The organism is Vibrio sp. RE86 (assembly GCF_013114545.1).
GTDB lineage: Bacteria > Pseudomonadota > Gammaproteobacteria > Enterobacterales > Vibrionaceae > Vibrio.
The window spans coordinates 1-14,156 of the sequence record NZ_VTXI01000015.1; the positions used below are offsets into that span (position 1 = coordinate 1).

Below are 14,156 nucleotides of genomic sequence, written 5' to 3' on the forward strand. Positions count from 1 at the left end.
AGAATGAAAACCTAAAGAGTGGCGCGCTCTGGAGGATTCGAACCTCCGACCGCCTGGTTCGTAGCCAGGTACTCTATCCAGCTGAGCTAAGAGCGCACGGGTTTTCGATATCGCTTTTGCAATATCAGGTCTGTGACCTAAAGAGTGGCGCGTCCTGGAGGATTCGAACCTCCGACCGCCTGGTTCGTAGCCAGGTACTCTATCCAGCTGAGCTAAGGACGCATGGTAACTTCTTTACGAAGCTGTGAAGTATATCACAATCAGTTTCTTAGGAAACAAAAAAACGGCCATTGGCCGCAGCAATTAATGGCGGAGAAGGAGGGATTCGAACCCTCGATGCAGCTACAAACCACATACTCCCTTAGCAGGGGAGCGCCTTCGGCCACTCGGCCACCTCTCCGTATTAATTGTCTATTCTTGCCATCTTAAAAGAGAGAAAGAATATGGCGCGTCCTGGAGGATTCGAACCTCCGACCGCCTGGTTCGTAGCCAGGTACTCTATCCAGCTGAGCTAAGGACGCGCATTTTGTTTGAGTGCTACTTCAAACTGAAGCAAGAATGGCGGTGAGGGAGGGATTCGAACCCTCGATGCGGCTACAAACCACATACTCCCTTAGCAGGGGAGCGCCTTCGGCCTCTCGGCCACCTCACCGTCTTGCGGAGGCACATATTACGATTTACCAAAAATATGTCAAACATTTTCTTGGCAAAAATAGCAAAAACCTGTCTAACCGTTGGGTATTTAATCAAAGCGATGCTAATTCGCTCTTTTTGCTATAAATATGCCTCGTTTACTACCAAAAAAGGCTGACAAAATTTGCCAGCCTTCTTCGTGTAATTAGTAGTTGCCTGATGCAACGTTACCATTACCTTTTTCTGCCTGAATGCGCATGTAAATTTCTTCACGGTGAACAGACACTTCTTTCGGAGCGTTAACGCCGATACGTACTTGGTTACCTTTAACACCCAGTACAGTTACAGTTACTTCATCACCGATCATTAGAGTTTCGCCAACGCGGCGAGTTAAAATTAGCATTCTGTGCTCCTTGAGTAATCTCTGATTTGTCTTGCTACGAGGCTATTATCCAACAAAAGTTATATTTTCGTAAACTCTATTGTGGCTCGAATCTAGCCTAAAAAGGCATGTTTTTGCTGGTAATCGACTGCCTCTGCAGAAGTTATGTAAGCATCATGCAGTATGTTCGCCGCTTTGTCGACACATTCTGGTAACAGAACCAACATGAGAGACTGAGGATTAACCGCATAATGTTTGACTTGAATACCTTGCTCACTGAGCAGCGCATTTGACCTTTCAACCAGTCCTTCGACTTGTAGGCCTACAGCGGTCAATAAACTTACCACCTCACTATTACGGATTTTGTCTTTGAAAACCAGTTCCAGTTTTGCATAAGCATCGCCTTTTATCACGACACCTACCCATTCTGCTTGTTCGATCACACTCCAGATCTCCAACCCAAGCATTTGGCACTGTTTTGTCAGTGAATCAATTGAGGCATGGTCAACATGAACAATACGCATATCACGCTGAATCGCTACGCCACACACTGAACTTTGGCACTCCTGCCCTTTCACCAGACTTCCGCTATTGATATCGAAAGTTGAGAGTACTCGCAGTGGAACATTGTGTTTCCACGCGTATTGCACTGATGGTAAATGAAGTACCTTAGCGCCTTTGCTAGCCATCTCTTCCATCGAAGGAAAATCAATCACATCTAACTTCTGAGCTGTTGGCACCACTCGTGGATCACAAGTATAAATACCATCAACATCGGTAAAGATTTGACACTCGTCGGCATCAAGTGCGCCCGCCAAGGTCACCGCTGTAGTATCTGAACCACCACGGCCTAAAGTAGTAATATCCCCATTCTCATTGATGCCCTGAAAGCCTGCGACAATCACTATCTGATCTTGCGCTAACAGCAGTTCAATCATCGATGTATCAATGTGTTGAATCGTCGCGTCATTGTGCTGATTGTCAGTCACAATATTCGCTTGTGTTCCTGTTAATGAACGCGCGGAGTAACCCATTGTGCTTAGCGTCATTGCTAATAGGGCCATCGATACTTGCTCACCAGCAGAAAGCAAAACATCAAGTTCTCGGGCATTTGGAACAGCATCGACTTGCTTTGCGAGTTCCATTAAACGATTGGTCTCTCCTGACATTGCAGAAACCACCACCACGACTTGATTACCATCATTTTTCGCCTTAATGATGTGTTTGGCTACGGTTTGAATTCTTTCAATCGAACCTACTGAAGTTCCGCCAAACTTTTGCACGATAAGGGGCTTTTTCACCAGTCTTCACCTTCCCGAGATCGTTGTCTCATTCGAACCACATGCAATATCAATCATATTACCTGCAGTAGTAATAACAAAAACCAAGTCGCCTAATTGACCACTGCGTTGTGCGCCAATTAAACCACTTGGTTAGGACAAAAAAATTACGCTCAATCAAACAAATGATTGAGCGTAATCGTTTAGAAATTACAATTTATAGACGTTCTTCTAGCCAAGGCTGAACTGTCTGCATTGCTGCCGGTAGTGCTGAAACATCAGTACCACCTGCTTGAGCCATATCAGGGCGACCGCCACCTTTACCGCCAACTTGCTCAGCAACCATCTTAACGAGGTCACCTGCTTTCACTTTGCCGATAAGATCTTTAGTAACACCAGCGATTAAGCCGATCTTGTCACCGTTGACATTCGCGATCATAACCACGCCGCTACCCATCTGGTTCTTAGCGTTATCAACCATTGTACGAAGGTTCTTAGGATCCGCCCCCTCCATACCTGCGATAAGCACTTTAACGCCATTGATCTCTTGAGCTTTGCCCATGATGTTTGCGCTTTCTGCAGCAGCCATCTTGTCTTTTAGCTTCTGGATTTCTTTCTCTAGAGCTTTCGCTTTAGATGCTGATTCCGCAAGCTTCTCTTCAGCTTTAGCTTGTTGCTCTTCAATAGCATCAAGAGCGGCTTCACCAGTTACAGCTTCGATACGACGAATACCTGCTGCGATACCACCTTCCGAAGTAATCTTGAACAGGCCAATATCACCCGTGTTTGAAGCGTGAATACCACCACAAAGCTCTGTAGAAAACTCGCCCATCGACAGAACGCGAACTTCGTCATCGTACTTTTCACCGAACAGTGCCATTGCACCTTTCTGCTTAGCCGATTCGATGTCCATGACGTTCGTTTCGATCACATGGTTGCGACGAACCTGAGCATTCACTAGGCGCTCAACTTCTTTTAGTTGCGCTGGTGTTACTGCTTCAAGGTTTGAGAAATCAAAACGTAAGTTGTCAGGCTTAACTAAAGAGCCTTTCTGAGTTACGTGCTCACCCAGTACTTGACGTAGTGCTGCGTGTAGCAAGTGTGTAGCAGAGTGATTTAGTGAAATAGCCGCACGACGCTCAGCATCTACGACAGCTTCAACCTGATCACCTTTCGCTAGTACGCCTTCAGCAAGAACACCGTGGTGCGCAATTGCATTGCCTAGCTTTTGCGTATCTTCTACTTTGAATAGACCAGAATCCGTTTTCAGTACACCTGCGTCGCCACATTGACCACCTGATTCTGCGTAGAAAGGCGTTTCACCTAAAATGATGATCGCTTTGTCACCTGCTGATAGCGACTCTGAAGCTTCACCATCAACGAAGATTTCAGCAACATTGCTCTTACCTTCAGTGCCTGTGTAGCCACAGAACTCAGAATCAACATCTGACTTGATCGTTGCGTTGTAATCAGTACCAAACTGACCCGCTTCACGAGCACGTTGACGCTGCTCTTCCATCGCTTTCTCAAAACCAGCTTCGTCGATTGTGAAATCACGCTCACGAGCAACGTCGTTAGTTAAATCAGCAGGGAAGCCGTAAGTATCGTACAGTTTAAATACTGTTTCACCGTCTAGCTCTTTGCCTTCAAGTGCATCTAGCGCTTCATTAAGAATAACCATGCCGCGCTCTAGTGTGCGACCAAAGTTTTCTTCCTCGATACGAAGTACTTTTTCAACAAGCTCTTGCTGTTTCTTCAACTCATCAGCAGCACTACCCATCACTTCAGCAAGTACACCAACCAGCTTGTGGAAGAATACGCCTTTCGCACCTAGCTTATTACCGTGACGAACTGCACGACGAATAATACGACGTAGAACGTAGCCACGACCTTCGTTTGAAGGCATAACGCCATCAGCAATTAGGAATGAACAAGAACGGATGTGGTCAGCAATAACGCGTAGAGATTGGTTTGATAGATCGTCATGACCCACAACCTCTGCTGTTGCTTTGATTAGCTTTTGGAATACATCGATTTCGTAGTTTGAGTGAACGCCCTGCATGATTGCAGAGATACGTTCGATACCCATACCTGTATCAACAGCAGGTTTAGGTAGTGGTTCCATCGTGCCATCGGCATGACGATTGAACTGCATGAATACGTTGTTCCAGATCTCGATGAAACGGTCCCCATCTTCTTCAGGTGTACCAGGACGACCGCCCCAGATGTGCTCACCGTGATCGTAGAAAATTTCAGTACATGGACCACAAGGACCAGTGTCACCCATTGTCCAGAAGTTGTCAGATTCGAACTTCTTACCGCCTTCTTTGTCGCCAATGCGAACGATCTTATCGGCAGGTACACCTACTTTCTTGTTCCAGATGTCAAATGCTTCGTCATCTGTCTCGTAAACTGTTACCAGTAGTTTTTCTTCTGGTAGACCAAGAGTCTTAGTCAGGAACTCCCAAGCAAACGCAATCGCGTCTTCTTTGAAGTAATCACCAAAGCTGAAGTTACCTAGCATTTCGAAGAAAGTGTGGTGACGGGCTGTGAAACCTACGTTCTCTAGGTCGTTATGTTTACCACCCGCACGTACACAACGCTGAGCCGTAGTTGCTCGAGTGTAGGCACGTTTTTCGGCGCCTAAGAAGCAATCTTTGAATTGGTTCATACCTGCGTTTGTGAATAGCAGGGTTGGATCGTTATGTGGAACCAACGATGAACTGTCTACGATTTGGTGTCCTTTGCTTTCAAAGAACTTAAGGAACGCGTTACGAACCTCATCAGTGCTCATGTACATGCAGCTCTTCCTGAAAATAGTCGAGTTAGAATTTTGCGCTATTGTAGATCATGGTTAACGCTACGACTAGTTTTCTCGTAGAAAAGAGCAGATTGATGTGTCAATTCATCGCAAATCATTAAATTCGCGACTCATCTTATTAAGAGTCCTCGTCATCCGAGTTTAATGCATAGCTAATTTGATCAAAGCTATAGCCGCGATACTGCAAAAATCGCACTTGTTTTGCGTACTCTTTTTGGTCTTTTGCCTTTATTCCTTTGAATTTCTTCTCTGCGGTACTTTTTGCTAACTCAAACCAATCTTGTGGCTCTTCTGCCAACGCTTTTTCAATCACTGATTCACTCACTCGTTTCTGATTGAGTTCCTGTCGGATCCGTCTTTCACCATGGCCCTTATAAACGTGCTGACGAACCTGACTTTTGGCATAACGCAGATCGTCTAGGTAGTTATGATCAAGACAAAAGTTAACCGCTTTCTGGATATCTTCGTCTTCATAACCTTTGAGGCTTAGCTTCTGGTAAAGCTCATACTCACCGTGATCTCGTCGGCTAAGCAGTTGAATCGCAGCTTCTACGGATGAAAGGGTTGGCGCTTTTCGTTGATACATAAATAAAGAATAGTGGTCTGATGGAGTCCACTCTAGAGTGGATTAAGTGAGGCATTGGATAGACAAAAGCCCCGCTTGAGCGAGGCTTTAGAACAAAAGGAAGGAGGTTTAGAACTCTTCTTCTTGTGGCATTTCACCAGTTTCTGGGGCTTCAGGCTGAGCCGGTGTTAGCAGCATTTCACGCAGTTTAGCGTCAATCTCTTTAGCCGCTTCTGTGTTCTCACGTAGGAACTTACCTGCGTTAGCTTTACCTTGACCGATCTTGTCACCGTTGTAGCTGTACCATGCGCCTGCTTTCTCAATCAGCTTGTGCTTAACGCCTAGGTCAATCAGTTCACCTTCACGGTTGAAACCTTGGCCGTAAAGAATTTGTGTTTCAGCTTGCTTAAATGGCGCTGCAATCTTGTTCTTAACAACTTTGATGCGAGTTTCGTTACCCACAACTTCGTCGCCTTCTTTGATAGAACCAGTACGACGAATGTCTAGACGAACAGATGCGTAGAACTTAAGTGCGTTACCACCTGTTGTTGTCTCTGGGTTACCGAACATAACACCAATCTTCATACGAATTTGGTTAATGAAGATACACATACAGTTAGACTGTTTTAGGTTACCTGTCAGCTTACGCATCGCTTGAGAAAGCATACGAGCTTGAAGACCCATGTGGCTGTCACCCATTTCGCCTTCAATTTCAGCTTTTGGTGTTAGTGCAGCAACCGAGTCAACAACCAATACGTCGATAGCGCCTGAACGTGCTAGTGCATCACAGATTTCTAGCGCTTGCTCACCAGTATCAGGCTGAGAAACAAGTAGCGCGTCGATATCAACACCTAGCTTCTGTGCATAGATTGGGTCTAGTGCGTGTTCCGCATCAACGAAAGCACAAGTTTTACCGACTTTTTGCGCTGCAGCGATAAGCTCAAGAGTTAGTGTTGTTTTACCTGATGATTCTGGACCGTAGATTTCTACGATACGACCCATCGGCAGGCCACCAGCACCCAATGCGATGTCTAGAGAAAGTGAACCAGTTGAAATCGTTTCTACGTCCATTGCGCGGTTATCGCCAAGGCGCATGATAGAGCCTTTACCGAATTGCTTTTCAATCTGACCTAGCGCAGCGGCGAGCGCTTTCTGTTTGTTCTCGTCCATTACTTTCTCCAAATGACTCATCTTATGCTGATGAATAACAATCTAAATTCTTCCGTTCAGCGTTTACAACTGAACAATCAATGAAAGTCATTATACTGTTGATTCATACAGTGTCCATACCTGTGTGGATTTTTTTTACTATTTCACACTATCAATATGATTTATAAGGATTTAAAAATAAAATCTTATATTTTACGTTCGACCAGACAGTTCTTCATACAGTACTTTCAATGCGCGTTCAATCGCTTGCCTGCGTACCTCTGCTCTATCCCCTTCAAAACAGTCGGTTTCAGTTTTTAGCCAGCCTTGCTCATCCGCCCAGCCAAAGCAGACGGTTCCAACGGGTTTCTCTTCTGTACCACCTCCTGGGCCCGCAATGCCACTGATTGAGACTCCAATGTTGGCGTTTGAATTACGCAATGCTCCTAACACCATCTCTTCTACCGTCGCTTCACTCACCGCACCATTTTCGTCAAGCGTTTTAGCTTTAACACCAAGCATCTCCATTTTTGCTTCATTACTGTAGGTAACAAACGCACGATCAAACCATGCCGAGCTACCCGCAATATCAGTAATCGCGGTTGAAACGCCGCCACCTGTACACGACTCAGCAGTCGTCAGAACTAATTTATTCTTTATTAATGCTTCACCCAACTTTAGGGACAATAATTGTTGTGATTCCATGTCTAAAAACCTCATTGTGACTTTTCGGCCAAAGGTGATTCACGTATCCTAAGCCGCAATAGAAATTAACGAAAGCAATTAGACCGATGCCAGCCGTGAAAGCCGATCAAAAACACACGCCAATGATGCAACAGTACCTCAAGCTCAAAGCTGAGAATCCAGATATCCTGCTGTTCTATCGCATGGGCGATTTTTATGAGCTTTTCTATGATGATGCTAAACGCGCATCGCAGCTTCTGGATATTTCCTTAACCAAACGTGGCTCATCGGGCGGTGAACCTATTCCTATGGCTGGTGTGCCGTACCATGCCGTTGAAGGTTACTTAGCGAAGCTGGTTCAACTGGGTGAGTCTGTAGCGATTTGTGAACAGATAGGCGATCCAGCAACGAGTAAAGGCCCTGTTGAGCGTGCGGTAGTCCGTATTGTCACACCGGGTACCGTCACCGATGAAGCACTGCTGTCAGAGCGTTTAGATAACCTGATCGGCGCCATTTACTACGACAACGGCAAGTTTGGTTACGCAACACTGGATGTGACATCTGGTCGTTTCCAATTAATGGAGCCAGAGACCGAAGAGGCAATGGCAGCTGAGCTGCAACGCACTTCTCCTCGCGAGCTACTCTTCCCTGAAGATTTTGAACCCGTACATTTGATGTCTTCACGCAATGGTAATCGTCGTCGCCCGGTATGGGAGTTTGAAATCGATACCGCCAAGCAGCAGCTAAACCAGCAGTTTGGCACTCGCGACTTGGTTGGTTTTGGCGTTGAACATGCCAAACACGGTCTATGCGCTGCGGGTTGTTTGATTCAATATGTCAAAGATACTCAGCGCACTGCCCTACCTCATATTCGTTCATTGACGTTTGATCGCCAAGATCATTCCGTCATTCTTGATGCAGCGACTCGTCGCAACTTAGAAATTACCCAGAACCTCGCTGGCGGGACAGACAATACCTTAGCGGAAGTAATGGATCACACGGCAACCGCGATGGGCAGCCGAATGCTGAAACGTTGGTTGCATCAGCCTATGCGTGATATCGATACGCTAAACCACCGCCTAGATGCGATCAGCGAACTCAAAGATGAAGCACTGTTTGGTGACTTACACCCTGTATTAAAACAGATTGGTGATATTGAACGTATTCTTGCTCGTCTTGCTCTGCGTAGTGCACGCCCACGTGATATGGCTCGTCTACGTTATGCGATGCAGCAACTGCCAGAACTTTCAGATTTAATGGGGTCACTGAATCACCCGTACCTTACTAAATTAGCTCAATACGCAGCTCCAATGGATGAAGTATGTGAGCTTTTAGAGCGGGCTATCAAAGAGAATCCACCTGTGGTCATTCGTGATGGTGGTGTCATTGCTGAAGGTTACAACGAAGAGCTGGATGAATGGCGTAAGCTCGCAGACGGTGCAACAGAATATCTTGAGAAGATGGAACAAGAAGAGCGTGAACGTCACGGCATTGATACGCTCAAAGTTGGTTATAACAATGTTCACGGGTTCTTCATTCAAGTTAGCCGTGGTCAAAGCCACTTAGTGCCACCTCATTATGTACGCCGTCAAACGTTGAAAAACGCAGAGCGTTACATCATTCCTGAACTGAAAGAGCATGAAGACAAAGTACTCAACTCGAAGTCAAAAGCTCTGGCGCTTGAAAAACAGCTTTGGGAAGAACTCTTCGATTTACTTCTACCTCATTTAGAGCAGCTGCAAAACTTAGCATCAGCGGTATCTCAAATCGATGTACTGCAAAACTTAGCTGAGCGAGCAGACAGCCTAGATTACTGCCGCCCAACACTCAGTAAAGAAGTAGGTATTCACATCCAATCAGGCCGACACCCTGTAGTCGAGCAAGTGATGGATGAACCGTTTATTGCCAATCCGATCGATTTAAATCCGCAGCGTAAGATGTTGATAATCACGGGTCCAAACATGGGTGGTAAATCGACCTACATGCGTCAAACCGCACTGATTGCATTAATGGCTCATATTGGCTCTTACGTACCGGCTGAATCGGCACAAATTGGCTCGGTAGATCGTATCTTCACTCGTATTGGTGCATCGGATGACTTAGCTTCAGGTCGTTCAACGTTTATGGTCGAAATGACAGAAACGGCTAACATTCTCCACAACGCGACTGAAAACAGCTTAGTGTTGATGGATGAAATTGGTCGCGGAACCAGTACCTATGATGGCCTATCTCTGGCTTGGGCAAGTGCTGAGTGGCTAGCGAAAGAGTTGGGGTCGATGACTCTGTTTGCGACTCACTACTTTGAGCTCACTGAGTTGCCAAACCAAATCCCACACCTTGCGAACGTGCACCTAGACGCCGTTGAGCATGGCGACAGCATCGCCTTTATGCACGCGGTACAAGAGGGCGCTGCGAGTAAATCTTACGGTCTTGCCGTAGCAGGTTTAGCAGGTGTACCTAAGAGTGTAATAAAGAACGCACGTGCTAAGCTGACTCAGCTTGAACAGCTAGGTAATAGCGAAGCATCTTCGACACCAAGTAGTGCTGTCGACATCGCCAATCAACTTAGCCTAATTCCTGAGCCAAGCGAAGTAGAAGAAGCGTTATCTAATATCGACCCAGATGACCTTACTCCTCGTCAGGCACTTGAAGAGCTTTATCGCTTGAAGAAGCTTCTTTAATTAATACCGTCCACAATAAAAAACGGCAGCCAATTGATGGGCTGCCGTTTTTATTTGTACTTTTTGTTGTTAGAGCTTTCTTCTCAGGAGCATTAAAGCAATCGTGAGGAAAACCAAACTCGGCATTACAGCACCAAAGACAGGCGGAATGTTGTATACCAAACTCAATGGACCAAAGAACTCACTAGAAATATAGAAGGTAAACCCTGCCACAACGCCTGACAAAATACGTGCGCCCATGGTTACGCTACGCAGTGGGCCAAAGATAAAGGAGAGAGCCATCAACATCATTACCGCGATTGAAAACGGCTGAGTCACTTTTCGCCAGAAAGCTAATTCATAGCGAGATGGGTCTTGCTCTGAGGCTTTAAGGTAAGTCACGTAATCATACAATCCACCCAACGACAGCTCTTCAGGTTTCACAGTAACTACCGCTAACTTATCCGGTGCCAGTGACGTCGTCCAACTGTATTCAGGTAACGTCTCTTTAGAGATTTCGATTTCATCAACCATCTCTGTCACTTGAACGTCTTTCATCATCCAAGTGTTGTCAGCAACGAACTCTACTTTCTTAGCATGTACCACCGACTCTAGACGTTTGTTGTCGTCGAAACGCCACATGTTCATGCCATAAATCGTTTCGTCTTCGACCTTACCGATAAAAATAAAGTCATTGGCATCACGAGCCCAAACCCCGGTTCGTACTGACATAATCGCGCCATTTGAGGTTGAAAACGCACGTAGATCACGCGCCGCTTTCTGTGCTTGTGGTGCGCCCCATTGACCAAGCAGTGTCACCATGATCATCAGTGGTACTGCTGTTTTCAGAACCGACAAGCCGATATCGAGTTTTGAGAAACCCGCCGCCTGCATAACCACTAACTCAGAGCTTGACGCCAACATACCAAGGCCGATCAGTGCACCAAGAAGCGCCGCCATTGGGAAAAACATCTCAATATCGCGAGGAATACTGAGTAGCACGTAGAATAGAGCTTGCAGTAAATCGTAGGTGCCTTGTCCAACTTTACGTAGCTGCTCCACGTACTTGATGATCGCAGACAGACCGACAAACGTTGCTAGCACCAGCGATGTTGTGGCAATGATAGTCTTGCCGATATAAAGATCGAGAATTTTAAACACGACTTACGCTGCCTTCTTATTCTGTTTTTTCTGTCTGATTTTGTCTTTAAAGCGGCGAACAGGAATACTGTCCATCGAGTTGATACCAATCGCAGTCAGTAACAATGCTGCATTGAGTGGCCACATACCGACAATCGTTGGAATCGAGCCATCTTCTAGCGCTGATTTGGTCGCACTAATAGAGAGGAAGTACGCTAAGTAGATCAAAATAGCAGGCCCCATTTTGGCAAAGCGTCCTTGTCGAGGATTCACTGCCGACAGCGGTACAACCAACATGGTTAACAATGGAATACAGACAACCAGTGAAATACGCCACTGCAATTCTGCTTTAGCACGAGGATCTGGATTCACCATCAACTCTGCTGTACTTAATGCTTCCCAGTCACGACCTTTGCGTTTCACATCTCGCTGGCCAATTAAACCTTCATACTGGTCAAACTCGGTCACCATGTAGTCAACTCGCGTAGGAACCCCTTCGTATCGAGTACCATCGTACATGCGAATTACTTGGCGACCGTCACTCAAGTCTTTTACTTCACCTGACTGAGAAAACGACACACTTGGCAAAATAGAATCACGTGGGCGCATTTGAGCAACGAATACATGTTTGAGTTGCTTGCCGTCGATGTCATCAATAAACACCACGGAAGATCCGTCAGGTGTTCCTTGGAAATGCCCTTTTTTCAGCAGGTCGACACTGTTCTCGGCCTCGACTTCTTCTTGTAGTTGCACCAACTTCTCTTGGCTGTAAGGCGCGAAGTAGAAAGAGTTAAAAGCGGCAATCAAACCAGTAATAACCGCTAAGTATAAAGCGGCACGAATCAGAAACTTATTACCGATACCTGTGGCATTCATTACGGTAATTTCACTTTCCGCGTACAGACGGCCAAAAGTCAGCAAAATACCCAAGAAAAGACTGAGCGGCAGCATCAATAATCCCATTGATGGCATGCTGAGCGCTACATAATGCATGACCAAACTTGCGGGGATATCACCGTCGGATGCATCAGCTAATACTTTGATCAATTTTTGGCTGAGAAACACTAAAAAAAGGATAAAAAATATCGCTAATTGGCTTTTGAGTGTCTCGCGGATCAAATATCTAACAATAATCACGCTGAAATTACCTATACAAAACTTGTTTTTTTAATTGAATCACTATAATTTCCCGTTGAACCTTTTATTTTTAAATTTTTTGGCTAACTGTTAATGCGCTTATTTAAGGATAGTTCCGACTAAGGAATCAACAAGTAAGACGCCATTATCTAACATTTAGTTCTATTTGTCTTCAGGATGTAGGAGTACGCATGGAGTTCAGTGTAAAAAGTGGCAGCCCAGAGAAACAGCGCAGCGCATGTATCGTTGTAGGCGTGTTCGAGCCACGTCGCCTTTCTCCAGTTGCTGAGCAGCTAGATAAAATCAGCGACGGCTATATTAGCTCATTGCTTCGCCGCGGTGATCTAGAAGGAAAACCGGGGCAGATGCTACTGCTTCATCAAGTACCAGGTGTGCTATCAGAGCGCGTTTTACTAGTAGGTTGTGGTAAAGAACGTGAACTTGGCGAACGCCAGTACAAAGAAATTATTCAAAAGACGATCAACACGCTTAACGAAACAGGTTCTATGGAAGCAGTATGTTTCCTAACTGAACTTCACGTTAAAGGCCGTGACACATACTGGAAAGTACGTCAGGCGGTAGAAGCGACAAAAGATGGTCTTTACACATTCGATCAGTTCAAGAGCGTTAAGCCAGAAACTCGTCGTCCACTTCGCAAACTGGTTTTCAACGTACCAACTCGTCGTGAACTGAACCTTGGCGAAAAAGCGATTGCACACGGTCTTGCTATCTCTTCAGGTGTAAGAGCTTCTAAAGATCTTGGCAACATGCCACCAAACATCGCAAACCCTGCTTACCTAGCTTCTCAAGCTCGTCGCCTAGCTGACGATTACGAGACAGTAACGACGAAAATCATCGGTGAGCAAGAGATGGAAAAACTGGGTATGACGTCATACCTAGCTGTTGGTCGTGGTTCTAAGAACGAATCTATGATGTCTATCATGGAGTACAAGGGCAACCCAGATCCAGATGCGAAACCAATTGTACTGGTTGGTAAAGGCCTAACGTTCGATTCAGGCGGTATTTCACTTAAACCAGGCGAAGGCATGGATGAGATGAAGTACGACATGTGTGGTGCAGCATCTGTATTCGGTACAATGAAAGCGCTAGCTAAACTGAACCTGCCAATCAACGTTGTTGCGGTTCTTGCGGGTTGTGAAAACATGCCAGGTAGCAACGCTTACCGTCCAGGTGACATCCTAACAACTATGTCAGGTCAAACGGTTGAAGTGCTGAACACGGATGCAGAAGGTCGTCTGGTTCTTTGTGACGCACTGACTTACGTTGAGCGTTTCGAACCTGAGTGTGTGATTGACGTTGCAACGCTAACAGGTGCTTGTGTTATTGCACTAGGCCACCATATCAGCGGTGTTATCTCAAACCACAACCCACTGTCTCATGAGCTAGTGAATGCATCTGAGCAAGCAAGTGACCGTGCATGGCGTCTACCTATGGCAGACGAGTACCACGAGCAGCTGAAGAGCCCATTTGCCGATATGGCAAACATCGGTGGTCGCCCAGGCGGCACAATCACTGCAGGGTGTTTCCTATCGAAATTTGCTAAGAAATACCACTGGGCACACGTCGACATCGCAGGTACTGCGTGGAAGTCAGGTGCAGCAAAAGGCTCAACAGGCCGTCCAGTCTCAATGCTTGTCCAATTCTTGCTTAACCGCAGTGGCCAAGACGCAGAGGAATAATCCTC

General features: G+C 46.0%; 10 protein-coding genes and 5 tRNA genes. 2 read left to right on the forward strand and 13 right to left on the reverse strand.

What is annotated here, in order from left to right:
• Window positions 1-19 precede the first annotated feature (19 nt).
• The 11 genes from F0231_RS14220 to pncC all read right to left on the reverse strand — a co-directional run bounded on the left by F0231_RS14220 (window position 20) and on the right by pncC (window position 7,535).
• Window positions 20-96 (reverse strand) — tRNA-Arg (locus tag F0231_RS14220).
• A 49-nt stretch (window positions 97-145) separates the two neighbouring features.
• Window positions 146-222, reverse strand: a tRNA-Arg gene (locus F0231_RS14225).
• An 85-nt stretch (window positions 223-307) separates the two neighbouring features.
• Window positions 308-400: transfer RNA gene (locus tag F0231_RS14230), tRNA-Ser, on the reverse strand.
• Between the two features lie 44 nt (window positions 401-444).
• A tRNA-Arg gene (locus F0231_RS14235) sits at window positions 445-521 on the reverse strand.
• 38 nt (window positions 522-559) lie between these two features.
• A tRNA-Ser gene (locus F0231_RS14240) sits at window positions 560-652 on the reverse strand.
• 186 nt (window positions 653-838) lie between these two features.
• Window positions 839-1,036 (reverse strand): carbon storage regulator CsrA, encoded by a 198-nt coding sequence (csrA, locus tag F0231_RS14245; protein WP_004415691.1) that lies wholly within the window; start codon window positions 1,034-1,036, stop codon window positions 839-841.
• A gap of 92 nt (window positions 1,037-1,128) precedes the next feature.
• On the reverse strand, window positions 1,129-2,316 hold the full coding sequence (locus F0231_RS14250; protein WP_171760367.1) for an aspartate kinase: 1,188 nt from the start codon (window positions 2,314-2,316) through the stop codon (window positions 1,129-1,131).
• A gap of 196 nt (window positions 2,317-2,512) precedes the next feature.
• Entirely contained in the window at window positions 2,513-5,095 is a 2,583-nt protein-coding gene (gene alaS / locus F0231_RS14255; protein WP_171760368.1) for an alanine--tRNA ligase, read from the reverse strand.
• A gap of 139 nt (window positions 5,096-5,234) precedes the next feature.
• Window positions 5,235-5,702: a recombination regulator RecX gene (gene recX / locus F0231_RS14260; RefSeq protein ID WP_171760369.1), complete on the reverse strand. Its 468-nt coding sequence runs from the start codon at window positions 5,700-5,702 to the stop codon at window positions 5,235-5,237.
• Between the two features lie 108 nt (window positions 5,703-5,810).
• The gene (gene recA, locus F0231_RS14265) at window positions 5,811-6,851 is read right to left on the reverse strand and encodes a recombinase RecA (RefSeq protein ID WP_171760370.1); all 1,041 of its coding nucleotides are present in this window, start codon (window positions 6,849-6,851) and stop codon (window positions 5,811-5,813) included.
• Window positions 6,852-7,043: 192 nt separating this feature from the next.
• Entirely contained in the window at window positions 7,044-7,535 is a 492-nt protein-coding gene (pncC, locus tag F0231_RS14270) for a nicotinamide-nucleotide amidase (protein ID WP_171760371.1), read from the reverse strand.
• A gap of 95 nt (window positions 7,536-7,630) precedes the next feature.
• Here pncC and mutS point away from each other — a divergent pair, with 95 nt between their 5' ends.
• Window positions 7,631-10,195, forward strand: a complete 2,565-nt coding sequence (mutS, locus tag F0231_RS14275; protein WP_171760454.1) for a DNA mismatch repair protein MutS — start codon at window positions 7,631-7,633, stop codon at window positions 10,193-10,195.
• 69 nt (window positions 10,196-10,264) lie between these two features.
• Here the strand turns inward: mutS and lptG are convergent, their stop codons facing one another.
• A complete protein-coding gene (gene lptG, locus F0231_RS14280; protein WP_171760372.1) occupies window positions 10,265-11,335 on the reverse strand; it encodes an LPS export ABC transporter permease LptG in 1,071 nt (356 codons plus the stop codon).
• Between the two features lie 3 nt (window positions 11,336-11,338).
• Window positions 11,339-12,451 carry an LPS export ABC transporter permease LptF gene (gene lptF, locus F0231_RS14285; protein WP_171760373.1) on the reverse strand — a complete coding sequence of 371 codons (1,113 nt, stop codon included), beginning with the start codon at window positions 12,449-12,451 and terminating at the stop codon, window positions 11,339-11,341.
• Window positions 12,452-12,642: 191 nt separating this feature from the next.
• Here lptF and pepA point away from each other — a divergent pair, with 191 nt between their 5' ends.
• Window positions 12,643-14,151, forward strand: coding sequence for a leucyl aminopeptidase (gene pepA, locus F0231_RS14290; protein ID WP_171760374.1), 1,509 nt, complete (start codon window positions 12,643-12,645; stop codon window positions 14,149-14,151).
• The last annotated feature ends 5 nt before the right edge of the window (window positions 14,152-14,156 follow it).

Excerpts from the sequence above, each read along its gene's own strand:
- csrA (WP_004415691.1), bottom strand. The coding sequence starts at position 1,036 with ATGCTAATTTTAACTCGCCGCGTTGGCGAAACTCTAATGATCGGTGAT.
- alaS (WP_171760368.1), bottom strand. The coding sequence starts at position 5,095 with ATGTACATGAGCACTGATGAGGTTCGTAACGCGTTCCTTAAGTTCTTT.
- recX (WP_171760369.1), bottom strand. The coding sequence starts at position 5,702 with ATGTATCAACGAAAAGCGCCAACCCTTTCATCCGTAGAAGCTGCGATT.
- recA (WP_171760370.1), bottom strand. The coding sequence starts at position 6,851 with ATGGACGAGAACAAACAGAAAGCGCTCGCCGCTGCGCTAGGTCAGATT.
- pncC (WP_171760371.1), bottom strand. The coding sequence starts at position 7,535 with ATGGAATCACAACAATTATTGTCCCTAAAGTTGGGTGAAGCATTAATA.
- pepA (WP_171760374.1), top strand. The coding sequence starts at position 12,643 with ATGGAGTTCAGTGTAAAAAGTGGCAGCCCAGAGAAACAGCGCAGCGCA.